This window comes from Sphingopyxis sp. LC363 (assembly GCF_000756385.1).
Taxonomy (GTDB): Bacteria; Pseudomonadota; Alphaproteobacteria; order Sphingomonadales; family Sphingomonadaceae; genus Sphingopyxis.
Genome location: NZ_JNFC01000012.1, coordinates 76,739 through 97,292, shown reverse-complemented (window position 1 = coordinate 97,292; position 20,554 = coordinate 76,739). Strand labels below are relative to the sequence as shown.

Sequence of the window (20,554 nt, the reverse complement as noted above, 5' to 3'; positions counted from 1 at the left end):
GCCTCCCCTGCCCTCAGCGGGCCGGTTCGACCCGCATCGTCCGGCTCGCGCGCTTGCCGTCGGCGGAGCGGCTGCGCAGTTCGGCCGCGCCGCCGACCGCAACGGGCCCGGCATAGAGCGTCCACGCGCCGCCCTCGACCCGATATTCGATCGCCGTGCCGGGGAACATGCTGTTCGCCTCGAGCTTGCCGTTCGCGATCCGCGCGCCCGGCGGCGCGATGCGATAGGCGACGCCGATCTTTTCGAGCATCGGCCATTGCGCGGCGACGCGACCGGCGAAATCCTGCCAGCCCGCCTTGAGCTTCGCGGCGTCGACGCGTTTGTCGCCCCATTCGTAGCTGACGCCCGCCCGATAGGGCGGGGTCCACGGGGCGGGCGCCCAAGCGCGCTCGGCGAGCGCGAGCAGGCGCGGGAAGAGCATATAATCGACCTGCGCGTCGGTGCGGATCGTCTCGCTCCACAGCTGCGCCTGCAGCCCGGCAACCCGGTGCCCGGACTCGAGGACCGGCTTGTCCTCGATCGGCTTGCCCTCGGCATGGATGTTGCGGATCGTCGCGGCGTTGGCGGGCAGATTGTCGGGCATGAAGCCGAAGACCTGCCAGGGATCGACCCCGCGCGAGGCCCAGTCGTAGCCGCCCTCTTCGGGATGCGGCGCATAGGGCATGTCGAAATAGCCGAGGTCGGGGATCGACAGCACCGCGTCCCAGCCGCGGTTCATCTGGTCGTGCGCCTCGCGGATCGCGCCGGTGTGGAGTACGCCCCATATGTTCGTCTGCACCAGATGCGGCGCTTTCGGCATTGCGGCGGTCTCGGTGTGCCCCATGCCGTCGCTCCAGCCGCCTGTGCGCAGGCCCTTCGCGGCGAGGCTGGCGGTCACGCGCTCGATGAAGCGCGGGGTGAGCTTGCCCGCGTCACCGCCATTTTCGGCAATCATCGCCTGGCACGCGGGCGACTTGACCCACGCGCCCGCGGTCTCGTCGGCGCCGAGGTGGAAGGTTTGGAGCGGCACCCCCGCTTGGCTGTGCATCGCGGCGAGCGCATCGACGATGGTATCGACGAAGCGATAGGTCGCGGGAATGCAGACGTTGAGCGTATTGTCGTTATAATTCTGGATGCTGCGATATTCGGTCGTGTCGGCAGGGTCGATCAGGCGATATTGCTCTGCCTCGGCCTGTTTGCCCGCGGCGGTCAGGCGCGCGTGGCGCACCTCCATCGCCTTGATCGCAGCGCGGCTGTGGCCGGGCATGTCGATCGACGGGATCACCTCGATCTGACGCGCCGCCGCGGCCTCGACGATCGCGACATAGTCGGCGACCGTCAGATAGCCGTTGACGCCGCCGGTGCCGTCGGGCCCGGCGCCGAGTTGCGGCAGGAGACACACCGTCTCGGACGGGTCATGGCAGCGCTTCGAGCCGATTTCGGCGAGCTCGGGGAGCGCCGGGATTTCGATGCGCCAGCCCTCGTCGTCGGCGAGATGGAGGTGGAGCTTGTTGAGCTTGTAGGTCGCCATCGCCTCGACGAGCTTCAATATCTCCTCGCGGCTGTGGAAATTGCGCCCGAGGTCGATGTGGAGGCCGCGGAAGCCATATTCGGGGGCGTCCTCGACGTGCAGCGGCGTGAGCTTGCCCTTTTCGAATGCCGCCTGCTGCGCGAGCGAGCGCAAGGCATGGCTCGCGCCCGCGGCGTCGTGCGCGGTGATCGCGATGCCCGACGCCTTGGCGTCGAGAATATAGGATTCGGGCTCCTCCGCAGCGGCGCGATCGATGCGGATCGTCAGCGGCAACGCGCCTTCGGCAGCGCCGAGCGCCGCGAGCGCGGGCGCGAGCGCGCTACGCTCGACACCGCTCAATGTCAGCGCAACGCCGCGGCCGAGATCGACCGGCTGGCCCTTGCCCTGCACCGCCTTTGCGGGTTTCGGCAGGATCACGACGCCCTTGGCTTCGGGTGCGAGCCGGCCGGCCTGCAGGTCGAAGGCGCGCTCGGCGGTGAGCCAGCGCGTCTTGTCGGCCTCGCTCTTGGTCGCAAGCTTGGCCTCGTCGGTCATCGGCGCGACGAAGGGCAAGGTTTCGAGCCCGGTTTCGGGGTCGATCACGGGGCGCGTCGCGGCGATCGTGCGCGGTTTCAGCCCGTCGGCGACGAGATAGGCGTTGGGCATGCCGAACGCCTTCGAGAAATTGGAGCCGACGCCCCACAGCTTGATCTCATGCTTCGCGCCGGGGCGCAGCGCCGCGCCCGGCTTCAGCGTCAGTTGCTGGAGGTCGCCGTTGATCAGCCGGTGCGCGAAGATGTCGCTTTCGACGAGCGGCAGCCGGTTGACGAAGCTGAAATAGAGCGCGAGCCCCTTGGGCACGTCGGCGGACAGTTTTTCGGGCACGGTCAGCGTGATCGTCGTGAGGAAGCAGCCTTCAATCCCCGCCGGGCACGCCGGGCCGTTGTCGACCATGGTGAGGCGGTAGCCGAGCGTGTCGGCGAGGCGGTCGAGCGACGCTTGCGATCCCGTCTCGGCCGCCAGCGCCTGCGGCGGGGCGAGCGCCATCATCGCCATCATGATCCACCCCGCAGCCCGCATCCATTTTCTCCCGCTCGACAATTTGTATCTAATTTGTCATGTAGTCGCGAGCGGGTCAACGTCTTTCGGATCGGGCAGAATTATGGGGGAAATGGATAATATGACGAATATTCGCGCTTTTCGTCTCATCGCGTCGATCCTGATTGGTTTTATATTAGTATTGTCGCTGCCGGCCCGAGCGGAAGAGCGACGGCCCGTTGTGGTCGGCTATCTCGCGGCGTTCAAGGGACTCGAGCTGTCGATCGCCCGCACCGACCTTGCAGCCTTCACTCATTTCAACCTGTCCTTTGCCAATCCCGATGCCGGGGGACGCTTTGTCCATGACGGAAGGATGACGTGCATGGGCGACGAGATCGGCGCGAACCTGTCGGTCGAGGCGCTGCGCGGCACGATCGCGCGATTGCAGGCGAGCGTGGCGAAGGTGCTGATCTCGACCGCCGGCGGCGTGATCCCCGGCTGTTCGGGCGACTGGAAGGCGCTGCTCGCGCCCGAACGGCGCGCGGCGACGGTCGCGGCGCTGGTCGATCTTGCCGATACCCTCGCGCTCGACGGGGTCGATATCGACATCGAGGGGACGCTGCTCACCGAAATCGACCGCGCGGGCGACTATACGCCCTTCATCGCGGCGCTGTCCGACGCGACGAGGGCGCGCGGCAAGCTGCTGACCTGCGCCACCGCTTCCTATGAAGGCGGGATGATCCCGGTGAGCTCGATCCCCTATTTCGACCTCGTCAACGTCATGTCCTATGACGCGATCGGGCCGAGCTGGGGCGAAGCGGGCGCCGAGCACAGCAGCTATGCGATGGCGGCGCGCGATCTCGACCTGTGGCTGGCGCGCGGGGTGGCGCGCGAGCGACTCGTCCTCGGCGTGCCCTTTTACGGTTATGGCCTCGGCGGCGAGAAGGCGAATTGGTCCTATCGCGAGATTGCCGACGCACATGGCATAAATGCGACCAAAACCGATGTGATCGGAGATCGGTGCGCGGGCTGTCGCTATATCACCCTCAACAGCTCGGCGACGATCGAGAAGAAAGCGCGACTTGCCGTCGAAAAGGCGGGCGGCGTGATGGCGTGGGAGTTGTCGCAGGACAGCCCAGATCACGCGTTGACCAAGGCGATCGAACGCGGTCTGACGCGCGAATAATTCGCAACAAGGTTGACGCGAGGATACCAATGCAACACATGGGGAGCGGGCGCTGGTCTTATCGACCGAAGCGCCGGGCAACCAAGTGGAGCATCGTCCTTGTCACTGATCGAACGCGTGGGTCCGCTCCAGAAGGACGATCCGACACCGCTTTACCTGCAGCTCCAGAAAATCCTGCGCGACGCGATCGAGGGGCAGGTCGTGAAGGCCGAAGAGGCGATCCCGACCGAGCGCGACCTGGCCGAGGAATTCGACGTGTCGCGCATCACGGTGCGCAAGGCGATCGACGGGCTGGTCGGCGACGGCCTCGTCACGCGGCGGCGCGGCGCCGGCACGTTCGTCACGCGGCCGCGCGTCGAGAAGAGCTTTTCGAAACTCACCTCTTTTTCGGAGGATATGATCTCGCGCGGGCGCAAGCCACACAGCAGATGGGTAAGCAAGACCGCGGGCGCGGTGACCCCCGAAGAGGCGCTGTCGCTCGGGCTGTCGCCGGGGTCGCTCGTCTATCGTTTTCACCGCATCCGCTATGCCGACGACACGTCGATGGCGCTCGAGATCGCGACGATCCCTGCATATTGCCTGCCGTCGGTCGAGGCGGTGGGCGCTTCGCTCTATGAGGCGCTGGAGGCGGCGGGGCATTTGCCCGTGCGCGCGCTCCAGCGGCTGCGCGCGATCGCGGCGACGACCGAGCAGGCCGAAATGCTCGAGATCGAGCCCGGCACGCCGGGGCTGTTCATCGAACGACGCGGTTTCCTGGCCGACGGGCGCACCGCGGAGTTCACGCAGAGCTTCTATCGCGGCGATGCCTATGATGTGGTCGCGGAACTGAACGGCTGAGCCCTTATCGTCATCCCGGCGAAGGCCGGGATCTCGACCTCGCGTCATAATGCACCGGCGAGATCCCGGCCTTCGCCGGGATGACGAGGGTTAGGAATTAGAGCCGTCGCAGAAATTCCACATGCGGCGGCAGTTCGGCGAGTTGTTCGGCGACGCGGCCGCGCAATGTCGCGAGACGCGTGGCGAGTTCCTCATCCGAGAGGCCATCGGCGATCGGGTGCCAGCTTTGCGGCCGCATCCCCTGCCCCGTCAGCACTGCATACCAGTTCGTCGGGCCGAACAGATCGCCGGGTTCGAACAGGATATTGCCCGTGGCGCGGAACGCCTCGATCCGCTCGGCGAGGCTGTCGGGCAGACCCGCCGCGGCGACGTCGCGCCAGAAGGGCGTGTCGTCGCGGTTCGCGAGCGCATAATGGGCGATCACGAAATCGCGGATCACCGCATATTCGTGAAGCGCGTCGCGGTTGAAGCGGCGGATGACATTCGGATCGATCGCGTCGCGCGGCAGCAGCGACAGCAGGCGGATGATCGTCGTCTGGATGAGGTGGATCGAGGTCGATTCGAGCGGTTCGAGAAAGCCCCCCGCGAGGCCGATCGCGACGCAATTGCGGTTCCAGATCGCCTTGCGGTGCCCCGCAACGAAACGCAGCCGGTTGGCGTCGGCGAGCGGCGCGCCGGGCAGGCGCGAGCGGAGCAGCGCCTCGGCCTCGTCATGGCCGAGATGCGCGCTCGAATAGACATAGCCGTTGCCGTCGCGGTGCTGGAGCGGGATGCGCCATTGCCACCCCGCCTCGCGCACGGTCGAGCGTGTGAAGGGCGCGGGGTCGCCCGTGCCTTCGCACGGCATCGCGATCGCGCTGTCGCAGGGGAGCCAGTGGCTCCATTCGGTGTAGCCGGTCTGGAGCGCGCCCTCGATGAGGAGACCGCGAAAGCCCGAACAGTCGATGAAAAGGTCGCCATCGATCGTGCGGCCGTCGTCGAGCGCGAGCGCGGTGATGAAGCCGTCTTCGGGATCGAGGCGGACGTCGGCGACCTTGCCCTCGATCCGCACGACGCCCTTGTCCTCGGCATAGCTTCGCAGCAAGCGCGCGTAGGCGGCGGCGTCGAACTGGACGGCATGATGCACCGGGCCGTGGCGGGTTGCGGGCGCAAAGCGGCCCTCGCGCGCCGCCATCGTTTCGAGATTATAGGGACCGTGATCGGGGTCGCCGCCCGCGGCGAGATGGCGCAGCCAGAAATGGTGGAAATGGATGCCCGACATCTCGACGCCGAGATAGCCGAAGGGGTGGAAATAGCGGTGGTCCGACCCGCCCCACCCCTCGAATGCGATGCCGAGCTTGATCGTGCCGTGCGTCGCGCGGAGGAATTCGGCTTGGTCGATCTTCAGGTAGCGGTTGAATTCGTGGATCGGCGGCACGGTCGCCTCGCCGACGCCGACGGTGCCGATCGCCTCGGATTCGACGAGGGCGATGCTGTGCGGCTGCCCCGCGAGCGCGCGACCGAACGCGGCGGCGGTCATCCAGCCTGCGCTGCCGCCGCCGACGATGACGATGCGCCGCACGGGGCGCGCCCGCGCGCTCATCCGCGCATCCGCCGTAGTGCGTCGGCGTGGCTGTCCATCGCATGGACGTCGCTCGCGACGGCGCGGAGCTGGCGCTGGAATTCGGCCATCAGCGCCTGGTCTTCGGTCAAGAGCGCCTGCGGGTCGAAACTGCGCGGGGTGACGCCGTGGCCCGCCATGACGAGCGCCCAGCTATCCTCGACATGCGCCTCGTGATTATAGTGCGCGAACATGCCGCGCGCGGCGAACAGGTCGATCTTGGCCGCGAGTTCGGTTGAGATCGGTGCGGCGCGCGCGGCGTCCCAATAGGGCTCGCCGGTGCGGGCGTTGAGGCGGAAATGCTGCGCGGTGAAATCGGCGACGCGCGCGCGGGTGCCCGCGAGTTCCTCGTTGTAAATATCGGCCTCGGGCATCTGTGCGCGGTCGATCGGCCAAAGCAGCACGAGCTGCGCAATGCCAAGCTGGAGGAGGAGCAGTTCGGCGCCGTCGAGCGGCGGCGGGTCGCCCGCCGCGGGGCCGACCGCGACGACGTTGCCGACCCACGGGCGCGGTCGCGCGGTCGCGGCGAGCGGTGCGGATGGCTCGGCGTCAACGGGGCGTCCGAGGGCCGCCGCGAGCGCGGCGGGGGCGTCGGCGTCGGCCAAGGATGCGCTATCGTAGGCGAACTCGATCGCGGTGCGGTTCGCGAGCGGGATCAGCGTGAGCCACCCCGCCGGGTGCGCGGCGACGCGGCTGTAGAGCGGCAGCGGATCGAAGGCGGGCGCCGAGGCGCGGATGATGCGGTCGCAGAAAACGGGTCGCGCGGCGGTTTCGCCGGGATCGAGCGCGGCGATCAGCGCACCGTCGGTGTCGATGAACAGGTCGGCGCCGAATTGCTCGCCATCGGCAAGCTCGATGCGGTCGAGGCCCGCTCCGCCGCGATGCACGACGGCGTCCGCGCCCGCGACGATGCGAATATCGGCCTGTTCGCACGCGGCGCGCAGCAGCTTCGCATAGCCGGGGGCGTCGAGATGCCAGCCCGTCTTGACCGCCTGCCGCGTCGCCGCTTCGCGCGGGGCGCCGGTGCGGCCCTGCTTGGCGGCGGCGGCGGCGAGGCAGAAATCCTCGAGCGCGACGCGCAGCCCCGCGGCGCGCGCGCGCGTCCAGTGCTGGACGAAGGGCAGCGAGGCGAAGGCGCTGCCCGCGTCGCCATAGGCGTGGAGGAAAGCGTCGTCGCCGCCCGACCAGCCGGCGAACTGCTGGCCCATGGCGATCGTCGCCGCGGCATGGCGGAGCAGCGCGGCTTCGTCGATGCCGAGCAGGCGGTGGAAGGTCGCGAGGTCGGGCGGCGCGATGAGCGCGGCGTGCGGCGCGGGCGCTTCGCCGGTGTCGACCCAGACGGTGTCGGTGCCGAGCCGCGCATAAGCGCGGCCGACCGCGAGCGCCGCCATCGCCGCCGCGACGCCGCCGCCATGGACGACCACCTGCTGCACCGCATTCGTCATGGCGCCGGCGCCGGGCAATAGCGCGCGATGAAATCGGCGTGCGAGGGCAGTGTCGCGGCGGCGTCGGCGATCGTCGCGGCGAGGGTCGCGAGGCGTTCCTCGACGGTCGCGGCGGGCAGCGCGTCGGCGAGGCGGTCGGCGGCGCGCGGTTCGATGCCCTGCCCGACGAACACGGCCTGCCAGCTCGGCGGGCCGAAGAGGCCGTCGCGATAGGCCTGAACATGACCGCGGTGGCGGAAACGATCGATCTTGTCGGCGAGCGTATCGGGGAGGTCGATCACAGTCACCCGCTCCCACAACGGCGCGTCGGCCTCGTTCGCGATATAGTGGAGGATCAGGAAATCACGGATGCGGTCGTACTCGACGTCCATCACGCGATTGAATTCGGTGGGAAGTGCGGGATCGATCGCGCGCTCGGCGGGCATCAGCGTCAGCATGTGCATGATCGCCATCTGGACGAGGTAGATGCTCGTCGATTCGAGCGGTTCGAGGAAACCGCCCGCGAGGCCCATGCCGATGCAATTATGCGCCCACGCCTGTTCGCGCTTGCCCGCCCTGAAGCGCAGCACGCGCGGGTCGGCGAGCGCGTCGCCGTCGAGGTTCGCGAGCAGGGTCGCGGCCGCCTCGTCGTCCGAGATATCGGCGCTCGAATAGACATAGCCGTTGCCGGTGCGGTGCTGGAGCGGGATGCGCCATTGCCACCCCGCCGTGCGGCGCGTCGAGCGCGTATAGGGGGTGAAGTCGACCGAACGCGCCGAGGGCACCGCCTGCGCGCTGTCGCACGGCAGCCAGTGCGCCCAATCCTCGAGACCGACGCCGAGCGTCTGGCCGAGGAGCAGCGAGCGGAAGCCCGAGCAATCGACAAACAGGTCGCCCGCGACGCGGGTGCCCGACGCGAGCTTGACCGCGGCGATGTCGCCGCTTTCGCCATGCTGCTCGACCTCGACGATCCGCCCTTCGACGCGCTCGATCCCGCGCGCCTCGGCCCAGCCGCGCAGGTAACGCGCATAGAGAAAGGCATCGAGGTGATAGGCGTAGGCGAAGGCATTGCGCACATCGTTCGCGTCGCCGCTGGGCAGCATGAAGCGGTTCTGCAGCGCGGCGACGATCGGGAAGCAATAGTCGGAGAGCGGCGCGGCCGTGCCGGCAACATGCGCGCGGATCCAATAGCTGAAGAAATCGGCCTCGCCGATCGGGCGGCCGAAGGTGCCGAAGGGGTGGACGTAGCGGACGCCTTCGCGCCCCCAGTTCACGAATTCGATGCCGAGTTTGAAGGTCGCCTGCGTCGCCTGCATGAACTCGACCTCGTCGAGGCCGAGGAAGTCGTTGAAATCCTTCATCTGCGGCAGCGTCGCTTCGCCGACGCCGACGGTGCCGATCTCTTCGGATTCGACGAGGCGGACGCGGAAGCGCGCTGGGTCGAGTTTGGCGGCGCAGGCCGCGGCGCACATCCAACCCGCGGTCCCGCCGCCGACGATAACGAGTTCGAACCTATCCCCCATGGCGGCCTAGCTTAACGCGGAAGAAAGCGGGCGCCAGTCCCGATGGACCGGCGCCCCTCCCCCTTTTAGAAGTTGAGCCGCACGCCGAGTTGATAGCGCCGGTCGTTCTTGAACCAGGCGTTGGGCTTGAGCGTGCCGTCGCCGTCGACCTGCTGCAACAGCACGGTGTCGGTGCCGAGCAGATTGGTGCCCTCCAGCACGAACTCGATATTCGCGGTCGCGCGCAGGCGAAGCGACGCGTCGAGATAGCCCGTGCTCTTTTGCCAGATCGGGAAGCCGACGCAGCAGTCGATCGCGGTCACCAGATATTTGGAGCGCCAGTTGTAGGCGACGCGCGCCGATACCGGGCCCTTCTCATACATGCCGACGAGGTTGTAGCTGTGCTTCGAAATGCCTTCGAGCGCCTTGGCCTTTACCGTGCTATCCTCATAGGTCAGGCCGCCGCCGGCCGTTCCGCCCGCGGTTTCGTTGGTCAGATTAACCGTCTCGATCCCGTCGTTCTTCACATAGGTGTAGTTCGCCTGCACCCCGAAGCCGTCGAACGGCGCCGGCAGGAAATCGAAGAAGGTCTGGAAGGCGAATTCGGCGCCATAGATGCTCGCGCCGTCGCCGTTGACCGGGCGGTTGACGCGGACGTCCTCGGTCACCCCGTTGTTCGTCACTTCGAGGTTGAATTGGCCCGCCTGGATATAATCGTAGAACTTCTTGTAGAAACCCGTGGCGGTGAACGAACTCGACCGGCCGAAATAATATTCGAGCGTCAGGTCGAACTGGTCGGCCGTTATCGGTTTGAGCCCCGGATTGCCCGACTGGCCGGTATATTGCCAGTCATAGGCGATCGCGTTGCCATCCTCGTCGCGCGTGACGTTCGGGTCCGAAAAATCGTTGAGGTTCGGCGTCAGCCGGTTGACCGTCAGGAAATTGCGGAGCAGTCCGAAATCGGGGCGCGACATCGCCCGCGAATAGGCAAATCGCGACACCAGCCTGTCGGTCAGGTCGAACTTGATGTTGAAGCTGGGCAGCGCGTGGAAATGATTGACCTTGGTCGTGTCGGCGACCGTCGCGCCGTTGCTGAAATCAATCTCCCGCTGCGTGACGACGCAGCCCGATGATGCCGTCGGGCGCGGCGGCGGGCCCGGATCGGTCCCCCGCTCGCAAAGGAGCCCTGTCGGCGTGAAGGGAACGGGCAAGGTGGTTGCCCCCACCGTATCGTCGCGCGTCCAGATCAGGCGGACGCCGATGTTGCCCGAGATCGGCACCCCGCCGATCGCGAGGCTGTCGCCGCCGAACTTCGCCATCGCATAGGTGGCAATCGTGCGCTCGCTGACGCGGTGGACCTCGCTCGGGAAATAGCAGCCGAAGGCCTTTTCGATCGTCTCGGCACCGCGATAACCCTCGCCCGAACAGACCGGATAATAATCACCGACGCCGATCGACGGGCGCCCGAGCGCGGCCGCGAGCTGTTCGCGATTCGACAACATGTCCATGTTGAAGAAGGCGAAGCTGTTGTGATTGATCTGGTTGCCGGCGAAGAAGTCGCCGCCGAAAGTGTGCAGTTCGTTGGTGCCCGGCGCGTAGGCGGGGCTGTCGATGTTGAAATAGGGCGCCTGAGTGAAGGTCCAGGTGTTCGAGATATTCGCCCAGTTATACGCGCCCCAACGCACCGTCTGATCGCGATCGGCGTAGCGCGCGCCGACCTTGATCGCGTCGAGCCAGCCCGAATCGACGTCATATTCGACGTCGGCGCGGAAGGCGACCTCCTCGCCGTCGCTGTCCTCGGTGTGATCGGTGACCGCGTAGTAGAAATAATTGTTCGGGTTGTTGAGCCCGCCGCTCGACAAATTGATGTTTTCGGCCTGGTTGGGCAGGAATTCGAGCCGCGGATATTTGCCCGTCAGGTCGACGAAGGTATCGGCGAAGGTCCGCGCGGTGACCGATGCGTTGTAGTTTTGGACGCTGGCGTCGACATATTGGCCGTCGAGCGTGACGCGCAGGCGGTCCGAAACATCCCAGCGGAAGTTGAGGCCGAAATCCTGTGTGATCTGCTTGTTCTTGAGCGCATTCGCCGCGGTGTCGACCTGCGGCGCGCGCTGTTGCGGGACGCAGCCTTCCCAGCCGTAGCAGCGATTGAAAAAGGCCTCGCCATCCTCGTTGACGCCCAGCCCGAGATTGGCGTCGCCTTCGCCGACATAGGGGCGCGGCGCCGACCACCAGCCGCTGAGGAAATTGCCGTCGTCGTCGAACTGGAAGGGGGCGGTGCCGGTGAGCGGGTTCACGAGCGTCGGATCGGTGACCTGATAGTCGCTGGGCTGGCCGTAGATGCTGAACGCGCTCGAATAGATCGCATGTTCGCGCCAGCTGTTGTTATATTGCGAGCGCAGATACTGACCGGTCAGTTCCATGTCGCCGTCGTTGGAGCGCCACTGGAAGGCGGCCGAGACGCCGTAACGTTTGCGGTCATATTCATTGTCGCGCATGTAGATGCCGCTGGGGATATATTGCTTCCCCGGGCCGAACACGCCGTCGAAGATCGCCATGCGGTCGAACTGGATGCCCTGGCTCGCGGTGATCGCGTGCGAATAGGCGCCGCTCAGCATCAGCCCGATCTCGCCGATCCCGGTCTGCCAGCGATCCGAGATGATGCCCGAGATTTCGGGCGTCGATTTCTCGGCGATGTCGCCATAGGTGTTCTTGATCGAGATCGAGATCAGGCGTCCGTCCTGATCGAACGGCACGCGCGTGCGCAGATTGACCGTGCCCGCGATGCCGCCCTCGATCAGGTCGGCGGTCTGGTTTTTATAGGTATCGATGCCGCCGAGAAGTTCGGGCGAGATGTCCTGCCAGCTGAGACCGCGCGAGCTGTTCGCGCTGAAGGTATCGCGGCCGTTGAATTCGGAGCGGACCTGATTGAGGCCGCGGATGACGACGCCCGAGGGTTCGGCGGAAAAGTGCGACGTGTCGTCGGTGCCCGCAAAGCGGATGACGGTGATGCCGGGAACGCGCTGCAGCGCTTCAGCGACCGATTTGTCGGGGAAGGATCCGATATCCTCCGCCGTGATCGAATCGACGACGGTGTCGGCGTTGCGCTTGCGGTTCTGCGCCGATTCGAGGTTGGCGCGGATGCCGGTGACGACGATGTCGTCGGGATTTGCCTCGTCCGCCGATACCGGCACGGTGCTTTCCTGCGCCGCGGCGGGAAGGATCATCGCGCTCGCCAGTGCCGCCCCGCATATCCCCTGGAGCAGGCTCTGGCGAATCCGATATGTCTTGGCAGGCCCCTTAACCATTATGATTTCCCCCATCCAATGCGGTCCAGATTGCCTTCCCACAATCTCTATAAGACCAATTGCGTCCTTGGAATATTACCAATAGACTACAAATCCAGCGCGCTGTCCATTGCAAATTTATGGCAGCGTCAGGATGCCGCCCGAGGGGGCGATGGCGACCGGGGAGGAAATGGCCATGCGATTGATTTCACTCGATGTGCTGCGGGGGCTCACCGTCGCCGGGATGATATTGGTGAATTCGGCCGCGGCGATGAAATATGGCGCGGAGGCAAATGTCGCGCCAATGCTGCTGCATGTGAGCTGGGACGGGCTCACCCTCGCCGACCTGGTTTTTCCGGGTTTTCTGACGATGGTGGGCGTCGCCATCCCCTTTTCGATGCGCGATGCGAAGCTCGATTCGGCGCAGCGCCGGCATATCTTCGGCCGCACCGGCCGCCTGCTGCTGCTGGGCTTCATCCTCAGCAATCTTTACTGGTTCACCAGCTTCGCGTCGGGCGACTGGCGGCTGTTCGGGGTGCTTCAGCGCATCGGGCTCGTCTATTGCGCCTGCGCGATCCTGTTCCTGCTCGCGGGGCCGCGCGCGCGGCTGATCGTCGCGGCGGCGATCCTCGCGCTCTACTGGCCGCTCGCGCTGCTCCCCTCGCTCGACGGGCTCGCGACCGACATCTGGGGGCGTGGGCACAATTTCGTCGCTTCGGTCGACCGGCTGCTGCTCGGCAATCACCTCTATGTGAAGGGACCCGAAGGCTATGATCCCGAGGGGATATTGGGCACCTTGCCCGCCATTGCCCAAGGACTGATCGGCGTCGCGATCGGCGAACTGCTGATCCGCCGCCAAGGTCCCGCGGCGCGGCAACTCGCGACGATCGGCGCCGCGATGCTGGTCGCCGGCAGCGGCTGGAGCCTCGCCTTCCCGATGGTCAAGGATATCTGGTCGAGCAGCTTCGTGCTCGTCACCAGCGGCATCACCGTGCTGGCGCTCGCGCTGCTGCATCATTTACTCGACCGCGAAGGCCGCAAGCCCGGGATGGCCGCGACCGCGATGCTGGCGTTCGGCGCCAATGCGATCGCGGCCTATACGCTGCACCAAGTGACGGCGGGCGTGGTGACATGGGACCTGCTGCTGGCGCCCTTTCGCGCGCTGCGCGAGACACTGGGCGATCCGGTCGCGTCGCTCATCTCCATCCTTCTCTATATGCTGCTGATCTGGGGTGCGATGGAATGGCTGCGCCGCAAGGGCTGGATCATCAAAATCTGATCCGGCCGAACATACCTCTTGATAAGACCTATATAACCTATATAATACCAATAATCGAGCGGCGTCGCGTCGCCCGATCCGGAAAGTGATGGACGATGCCGAACGCCGCGACAGACGGACGAATAACGCTGATGGAGCAGGAAGCCGGGGAAGCAGCCGCGGCCGTCGCCACGATGCTGGACGCCAATCGCGACGCCTTCGCCGCGATCGGGCGGCGGCTGCGCGGCGCGCCGCCCGTCGCGGTGGTGACCTGCGCGCGCGGGTCGTCGGACCATGCGGCGACTTATGCCAAATATCTGATCGAGACGATGACCGGGACGCCGACCGCGTCGGCCGCGCTGTCGATCGCGTCGCTCTACGACGCGCCGGCGGTTGCCGGGAATCGCCTGTGCCTTGCGGTGTCGCAGTCGGGCAAGAGTCCCGACCTGCTGGCGGCGGTCGAGCAGCAGCGCGACGCCGGCGCCTTCGTCGTCGCGCTGGTCAATGCCGAGGGATCGCCGCTTGCGGGGCTCGCCGACGTGGTGATCCCGCTCTCCGCCGGGGTCGAACGATCGGTCGCGGCGACCAAATCCTATATCGCCTCACTCGCCGCCATCGCTGCGCTCGTCGCGGCATGGGCCGAGGATGATGCGCTCGACGCGGCGCTGACCGCCCTGCCCGGCCAGCTTGCGCAGGCCTTCGCGCTCGACTGGTCGCCCGCGGTCGCGGCGTTTCGGGAAGCGACCAACCTGTTCGTGCTCGGGCGCGGCTATGGGCTCGGCGTCGCGCAGGAGGCCGCGCTCAAGTTCAAGGAAACCTCGGCGCTCCATGCCGAAAGTTTCAGCGCCGCCGAAGTGCGCCACGGGCCGATGGCGATCGTCGGCGATGCCTTTCATGTGCTGGCGTTCGGCGGCACCGACCGTGCGGCGGCGAGCGTGCGCGACGCGGCCGCCGAGTTCCGCGGGCGCGGCGCGACGGTGCTGCTCGCCGATCCCGGCGGCGACCTGCCCGTCATCGCCGCGCATCCGGCGATCGAGCCCGTGCTGATGATCCAGAGCTTTTACCGCATGGCAAGCAGGCTGGCGCTCGCGCGCGGCTGCGACCCCGACTCGCCACCGCATCTCAACAAGGTTACCGAGACTTTATGATCGTTCGTTTCCACAACGGCCGGGTCGCACTGCCGGGCGGCGCCGTCGACGCGGCGGACATCGCCGTCGAAGGCGGCGCCGTCACCACCGTGTCCGCGCCGGGCGATACGGCGGCGGACCGCGCGGTCGACCTCGAAGGCGGCTGGCTGCTGCCCGGCTTCGTCGACACGCAAGTCAACGGCGGCGGCGGCGTATTGTTCAACGATCAGGTCGATGTCGAAGCGATCGCGGCGATCGGCGCCGCGCATGCGCGCTTCGGCACCACCGCTTTCCTGCCGACCTTGATCAGCGACACGCCCGCGCAGATCGCCGCCGCGCTCGCGGCGGTCGACGCCGCGATCGAGCAGGGGGTGCCGGGCGTCGTCGGCATCCATATCGAAGGGCCGTTCATCAACGAGGTGAAGCGCGGCATCCACGAGGCGCATCGCATCCGGCGGCTCGATACCGGAATATTGGCGACGCTCACCGCGCCGCACCGCGGGCGCGTGATGCTGACGCTCGCCCCCGAACTGTGCGACGAAGAGGATATCCGCACCCTCGTCCGCCACGGGGTGATCGTCAGTGCGGGGCACAGCGACGCGACCTATGACGAGGCGCGGCGCGCGATCGCCGCGGGATTGTCGGGCTTTACCCATTTGTTCAACGCGATGTCGCCGCTGCGCCATCGCAATCCCGGCGCGGTCGGCGCGGCGTTCGATTCGGACACCTATTGCGGGCTGATCGTCGACGATGTCCATTTGCACCCTGCGGTGGTGCGCCTGGCGGTGCGGACCAAGGGCAAGGAGCGCATCATGCTGGTCACCGACGCGATGCCGAGCGTCGGCACCAACGTGAGCGAATTCACGCTGCAGGGCAAGCGCATTGCGGTGAAGGACGGCGTCTGCATTTTCGAGGACGGCACGCTCGCGGGCACGCATCTCGACATGGCGTCGGCGCTACGCAAGACGGTCGAGGTCACCGGGCTGCCGGTGCCCGACGTGTCGGCGATGGCGAGCGCGACGCCCGCGGCCTTCCTGTCGCTGGAGGAGCGCATCGGGGCAATCGCGGCTGGACAACGCGCCGACTGGGTGTGGCTCGATGCCGGTCTCGCTCCGCGCGCGACGTGGATCGGCGGCGCGATTGTTTCGGAAACCGCATGGGGCCATTTCCAGGCCGCGCAATGATACGCAAGCCGCATCATAAGCGGCGGACGTTTTGGGGATTATATCGATGGGCCTGATCATCACCTCTCCGCTTCGAGGGTGGGCGACGACGCTGGACGACGTTCCCGACCCGGTCTTTGCCCAGCGGATGATGGGCGACGGGGTCGCGATCCAGCCGCTCGGCGATACCGTCGTCGCGCCGTTCGACGGCGAGGTGGTGACGCTGCACGAGGCCGGCCACGCCGTGTCGCTGCGCAGCGCCGAGGGCGCCGAGGTCCTGATCCATATCGGGCTCGATACGGTGATGCTGAAGGGCGAAGGCTTCACGCCGCTGGTGGCGATCGGCGATACGGTGGCGCGCGGCGATCCGCTGATCCGTTTCGACCTCGACGCGGTCGCGCTGGCCGCGACGAGCCTGATCACGCCGGTGATCGTGACCAACGCCGAGGCTTTTGCGATCGGCCGCCGGACGACCGATGCCGCGATCGGCGCATGCGAGGCGCTGATGACGCTCGTCCCGGTGCAGGCCGAAGCGCGCCGCCGGTCCGATGACGGAATTTTGGTCGAGCAGGCGGTGACGCTGTCGCTGCCGCACGGGATTCACGCACGCCCCGCCGCGCGGATCGGCGAAGCGGCGCGCGGCTTCGAGGCCGACGTGCATCTGGTGAAGGGCGACAAGCGCGGCGATGCGCGGAGCACGGTCGCGCTGCTCGCGCTGGGCACCGCGTTCGGCGACGAGATCGTCGTGCAGGCGCGCGGCGACGACGCCGAAGCGGCGCTCGCGGCGCTCGTCGCATTGCTCGCGACCGATATGGGCGAAGCGGCGGCGGCGGTCGTCGCGCCTCTGCCCGCGACTGCTGCCAGTCCGCTGCGCGCGGGACAGATCGGCGGCGTGATCGCCTCGCCCGGCCTGGCCATGGGACCCGCCGCGCGGTTGCGGCAGACGGAGATCGCCGTTGCGCGCGAAGGCGCCGGGGCGGCCGAGGAACGCGCGGCGTTGCTGGCGGCGCGCGAAGAGGTCCGCGCGATGATTGCCGCGCGCGCCGACGGCGCGAGCGGCAGCGTCGCATCGGTGATGCAGGCGCATCTGGCCTTGATCGACGATCCAGAACTGATTGCGGCGGCCGAGGGCCGGATCGCAGCGGGGAACAGCGCCGGTTTCGCGTGGCGCGGCGCGATCCACGACCAGATCGACGCGATCCGCGCGACGGGCAACGCCCATTTGATCGAGCGCATCGACGACCTGATCGACATCGAGCGGCAGATGCTCGCCGTGCTGACCGGGACACCGCTCGACGGGGCGAATATTGCGGCGGGTGTGATCGTCGTTGCCGAGGACCTGTTGCCGTCGCAGCTCGTGGCGCTGGCGGCGCAGAAGCCTGCCGGGATCTGCCTCCGGCGCGGCGGCCCGACGTCGCACGTCGCGATCCTTTGTGCGGGCATGGGATTGCCTTCCCTCGTCGCAATGGGCGACGCGCTCGACGAGATTGCGGAGGGCACACCGCTGCTGCTCGATGCCGAACTGGGTCATGTCACGGCGGCGCCGTCGGCCGCCGGCACCGACGCCTTTACCGCGCGGCTTGCGAAGCGCGACGCGCGGCGCGAAGCGGCACAGGCGGCGGCGAAGGACGCCTGCCACAGCGCCGACGGCACGCGCATCGAAATCTTCGCCAATGTCGGCAGCGTCGACGAAGCGCGAGCGGCCGCGACGCAAGGCGCCGAAGGATCGGGCCTCGTGCGCAGCGAGTTTCTCTTCCTCGATCGCGACACCGCGCCGTCGGAGGATGAACAGCACGCCGCCTATCAGGGGATCGCCGACGCGCTGGCGGAGCGGCCGGTGATCGTCCGCCTGCTCGACATCGGCGGCGACAAGCCCGCCGCCTATATCCCGTTCGACGCCGAGGAAAATCCGGCGCTGGGCCAGCGCGGCATTCGTGTGGCGCTCGCACGGCCCGACCTCCTCGAAACGCAGCTTCGCGCGATCCTGCGCATCGAACCCGCCGGGCAATGCAAGATCATGATCCCGATGGTCGCGAGCCTCGATGAGCTGCGCCAGGTGCGCGCGGTGGTCGAGAGGCTGCGCGGCGAGATGGGGATCGCGGCGCCGGTCGAAGTCGGGGTGATGGTCGAAACCCCCGCCGCGGCGATGACCGCCGACCTGCTCGCCGCCGAGGCCGATTTCCTGTCGATCGGCACCAACGACCTCACCCAATATGTGCTCGCGATGGACCGCGGCAATCCGGCGGTCGCCGCGGGGGCCGACGCGATGCACCCCGCGGTGCTGCGGATGATCGGCGAAACCTGCCGCCTTGCCGCCGTCCACGGGCGCTGGGTCGGCGTGTGCGGCGGGCTCGCGTCCGATCCCGCAGCGCTGCCGATCCTGATCGGGCTGGGCGTCACCGAATTGTCGGCGGTGCCGGGATTCGTCGCCGAGGCGAAACAGATCGTGCGCGGGCTCTCACTGCCCGAGGCGCAAGCGCATGCGGCGCTGGCGCTGCAATGCAAGTCGGCGGCGGAGGTGCGCGCGCTCGCCCGCGCGTTCGAGGAGACACGGTGATGCGCAAGATACTCGAAACGCTCCAGCCCTTGGGTCGCGCGCTGATGCTGCCGATCGCGGTGCTGCCGATCGCCGGCCTGCTGCTGCGCATCGGCCAGCCCGACCTGCTCGACATCGCCTTCATCTCGGCGGCGGGCGCGGCGATCTTCGAGAATCTGGGTATCCTGTTCGCGATCGGCGTCGCGGTCGGCTTTGCGCGCGACGGCAATGGCGCCGCGGCGCTCGCGGGGGTCGTCTGCTATCTCGTCACGACGACCGGCGCGCAGACCTTCATGACCGCGCCGGCTGACCTCGGCGCCGGATGGCCCGAGGCGGCGGCGGCGCTGGCAGGCAAGAACTGGGCGCTGACGCAGATCGACAAGCTTGAAGTGCCGACCGGCATCCTGTCCGGATTGATCGGCGGCAATTTCTATAACCGGTTCGCGGCGATCGCCCTGCCCGAATATCTCGCCTTCTTCGGGGGGCGGCGCTTCGTACCGATCGCAAGCGGGGTTGCCGGGCTGCTGCTCGCGGCGGTGATCGGCTATGGCTATGCGCATATCAGCGGCGCGATCGACGCCGCGAGCCGCACCGTCGTCGAAAGCGGCGGCGCGGGCCTGTTCGTCTATGGCGTGCTCAACCGGCTGCTGATCGTCACCGGATTGCACCATATCATCAACAATGCCGCCTGGTTCGTCGTCGGCGATTTCGCGGGCGCGACCGGTGATCTCCGCCGCTTCTTCGCGGGCGATCCGACCGCCGGCGCATTCATGTCGGGCTTTTTCCCGGTGATGATGTTCGGTCTGCCCGCCGCGTGCCTCGCCATGTATCACGAGGCGCGGCCCGAGCGGCGCAAGGCGGTCGGCGGGATGCTGCTTTCGCTGGCGCTCACCAGCTTTTTGACCGGGGTGACCGAACCGATCGAGTTCACCTTCATGTTCGTCGCGCCCCTGCTCTATGCGATCCACGCGCTGCTGATGGGCGTGTCGATGGCGCTGATGGACGCGCTCGACATCCGGCTCGGCTTCGGCTTTTCGGCGGGGCTGTTCGACTATGTGCTCAATTTCAGCCTCGCGACGCGGCCGTGGATGCTGCTGCCGGTCGGCGCAGTTTACGCGCTGCTCTATTATGGCCTGTTCCGCTTCTTCATCCGCCGGTTCGACCTGACGACACCGGGACGCGAGCGCGGCGAGGCCGCCGAGGCGTCAACCGTTTCGACGGGAGGCGCGCGCGGCGAAGCCTTTGTCGCGGCGCTCGGCGGTGCGGCGAATCTCGTCAGCGTCGACGCGTGCACGACGCGCCTGCGCCTGATCGTCGCCGATCAATCGACGGTCGACGACGCGGCGCTGACCGCGCTCGGCGCGCGCGGCATCATCCGGCCGTCGGAAAATGCGGCGCAGGTCGTTCTGGGCCCGGTCGCCGATCTGGTCGCCGAGGAAATCCGCGGCGCGCTAGCCGGCGGCGGGACTGCTATCGCGGCCCCTGCCCCCGCGGCGAGCGGGAGCGGCGCGGATGCGACGCTACCCGACGATTTGGCCGGTGCGCTTGGCGGCGCCGCGAATGTGCGTTCGGTCCGCGCGCTCCACGGCCGCTACCGGGTCGAACTCGCCGACGCGGCGCAGGTCGACGAAGGCGCGCTGGCGCGGTTGACGCGCGGGCTCGTCCGGCCCGCGCCCGACGTCTGTCATATCCTGATCTGAACAGGGCGGCGGTCTTCCCGCCGTTTGCCCTTGGCGCTCGCCGTGTTTTCTTCGAAAGCCCGGCGGGCGTCGCTCACGCAGTCGACGACAGCTTCATCAGGATGAGGCCGCTGACGATCAGCAGCGCGGCGACGATCCGCATCGCGTTCGCCTGTTCGCCGAGGATGAAGATGCCGACGAGGAACGCGCCGACGGCGCCGATCCCGGTCCAGATCGTATAGGCGGTGCCGAGCGACAGCGATTTCATCGACAGCGCGAGCAGCGCGAAACTCACGATCATCGCGGCGATGGTGACGGCGGTCGCGCCCGGGCGCGTGAAGCCTTCGGACTGCTTCATCGAGAAAGCCCACACGACTTCGAAAATTCCGGCGATCGTCAAATATATCCAGGCCATGGCAGCCTCCTTA

General features: G+C 67.4%; 13 protein-coding genes. 7 read left to right on the top strand and 6 right to left on the bottom strand.

Features of this window, described 5'->3' with window-relative positions:
- Positions 1-13 precede the first annotated feature (13 nt).
- Positions 14-2,569: a family 20 glycosylhydrolase gene (locus tag FG95_RS05845; protein WP_037554625.1), complete on the bottom strand. Its 2,556-nt coding sequence runs from the start codon at positions 2,567-2,569 to the stop codon at positions 14-16.
- A 160-nt stretch (positions 2,570-2,729) separates the two neighbouring features.
- Here FG95_RS05845 and FG95_RS05840 point away from each other — a divergent pair, with 160 nt between their 5' ends.
- On the top strand, positions 2,730-3,713 hold the full coding sequence (locus FG95_RS05840) for a glycosyl hydrolase family 18 protein (RefSeq protein ID WP_161786535.1): 984 nt from the start codon (positions 2,730-2,732) through the stop codon (positions 3,711-3,713).
- Between the two features lie 99 nt (positions 3,714-3,812).
- On the top strand, positions 3,813-4,550 hold the full coding sequence (locus tag FG95_RS05835; protein WP_037554622.1) for a GntR family transcriptional regulator: 738 nt from the start codon (positions 3,813-3,815) through the stop codon (positions 4,548-4,550).
- A 97-nt stretch (positions 4,551-4,647) separates the two neighbouring features.
- Here the strand turns inward: FG95_RS05835 and FG95_RS05830 are convergent, their stop codons facing one another.
- The 4 genes from FG95_RS05830 to FG95_RS05815 form a co-directional block, all read right to left on the bottom strand.
- The gene (locus FG95_RS05830; protein WP_037554620.1) at positions 4,648-6,132 is read right to left on the bottom strand and encodes a tryptophan halogenase family protein; all 1,485 of its coding nucleotides are present in this window, start codon (positions 6,130-6,132) and stop codon (positions 4,648-4,650) included.
- A complete protein-coding gene (locus FG95_RS05825; RefSeq protein ID WP_152567584.1) occupies positions 6,129-7,595 on the bottom strand; it encodes a tryptophan 7-halogenase in 1,467 nt (488 codons plus the stop codon). Before FG95_RS05825 ends, FG95_RS05830 begins: the two co-directional genes overlap by 4 nt.
- The gene (locus tag FG95_RS05820; RefSeq protein WP_037554617.1) at positions 7,592-9,097 is read right to left on the bottom strand and encodes a tryptophan halogenase family protein; all 1,506 of its coding nucleotides are present in this window, start codon (positions 9,095-9,097) and stop codon (positions 7,592-7,594) included. The genes FG95_RS05825 and FG95_RS05820 overlap by 4 nt, the downstream gene beginning before the upstream one ends.
- Before the next feature lie 65 nt (positions 9,098-9,162).
- Positions 9,163-12,303: a TonB-dependent receptor gene (locus tag FG95_RS05815; RefSeq protein WP_052182133.1), complete on the bottom strand. Its 3,141-nt coding sequence runs from the start codon at positions 12,301-12,303 to the stop codon at positions 9,163-9,165.
- A gap of 256 nt (positions 12,304-12,559) precedes the next feature.
- On the opposite strand from FG95_RS05815, the gene FG95_RS05810 reads away from it, so the two are divergent.
- The 5 genes from FG95_RS05810 to nagE all read left to right on the top strand — a co-directional run bounded on the left by FG95_RS05810 (position 12,560) and on the right by nagE (position 20,147).
- Positions 12,560-13,642 carry an acyltransferase family protein gene (locus FG95_RS05810; protein ID WP_037554790.1) on the top strand — a complete coding sequence of 361 codons (1,083 nt, stop codon included), beginning with the start codon at positions 12,560-12,562 and terminating at the stop codon, positions 13,640-13,642.
- Positions 13,643-13,737: 95 nt separating this feature from the next.
- On the top strand, positions 13,738-14,769 hold the full coding sequence (locus FG95_RS05805) for an SIS domain-containing protein (protein ID WP_037554615.1): 1,032 nt from the start codon (positions 13,738-13,740) through the stop codon (positions 14,767-14,769).
- The gene (nagA, locus tag FG95_RS05800; RefSeq protein WP_052182132.1) at positions 14,766-15,932 is read left to right on the top strand and encodes an N-acetylglucosamine-6-phosphate deacetylase; all 1,167 of its coding nucleotides are present in this window, start codon (positions 14,766-14,768) and stop codon (positions 15,930-15,932) included. Before FG95_RS05805 ends, nagA begins: the two co-directional genes overlap by 4 nt.
- Before the next feature lie 46 nt (positions 15,933-15,978).
- The gene (gene ptsP, locus FG95_RS05795) at positions 15,979-18,468 is read left to right on the top strand and encodes a phosphoenolpyruvate--protein phosphotransferase (protein ID WP_200880156.1); all 2,490 of its coding nucleotides are present in this window, start codon (positions 15,979-15,981) and stop codon (positions 18,466-18,468) included.
- Positions 18,468-20,147 carry an N-acetylglucosamine-specific PTS transporter subunit IIBC gene (gene nagE, locus FG95_RS05790; protein ID WP_037554614.1) on the top strand — a complete coding sequence of 560 codons (1,680 nt, stop codon included), beginning with the start codon at positions 18,468-18,470 and terminating at the stop codon, positions 20,145-20,147. The genes ptsP and nagE overlap by 1 nt, the downstream gene beginning before the upstream one ends.
- A gap of 73 nt (positions 20,148-20,220) precedes the next feature.
- On the opposite strand, the gene FG95_RS05785 is transcribed toward nagE, so the two are convergent.
- Positions 20,221-20,541, bottom strand: a complete 321-nt coding sequence (locus tag FG95_RS05785; protein WP_037554613.1) for a DMT family transporter — start codon at positions 20,539-20,541, stop codon at positions 20,221-20,223.
- Between the last annotated feature and the right edge of the window lie 13 nt (positions 20,542-20,554).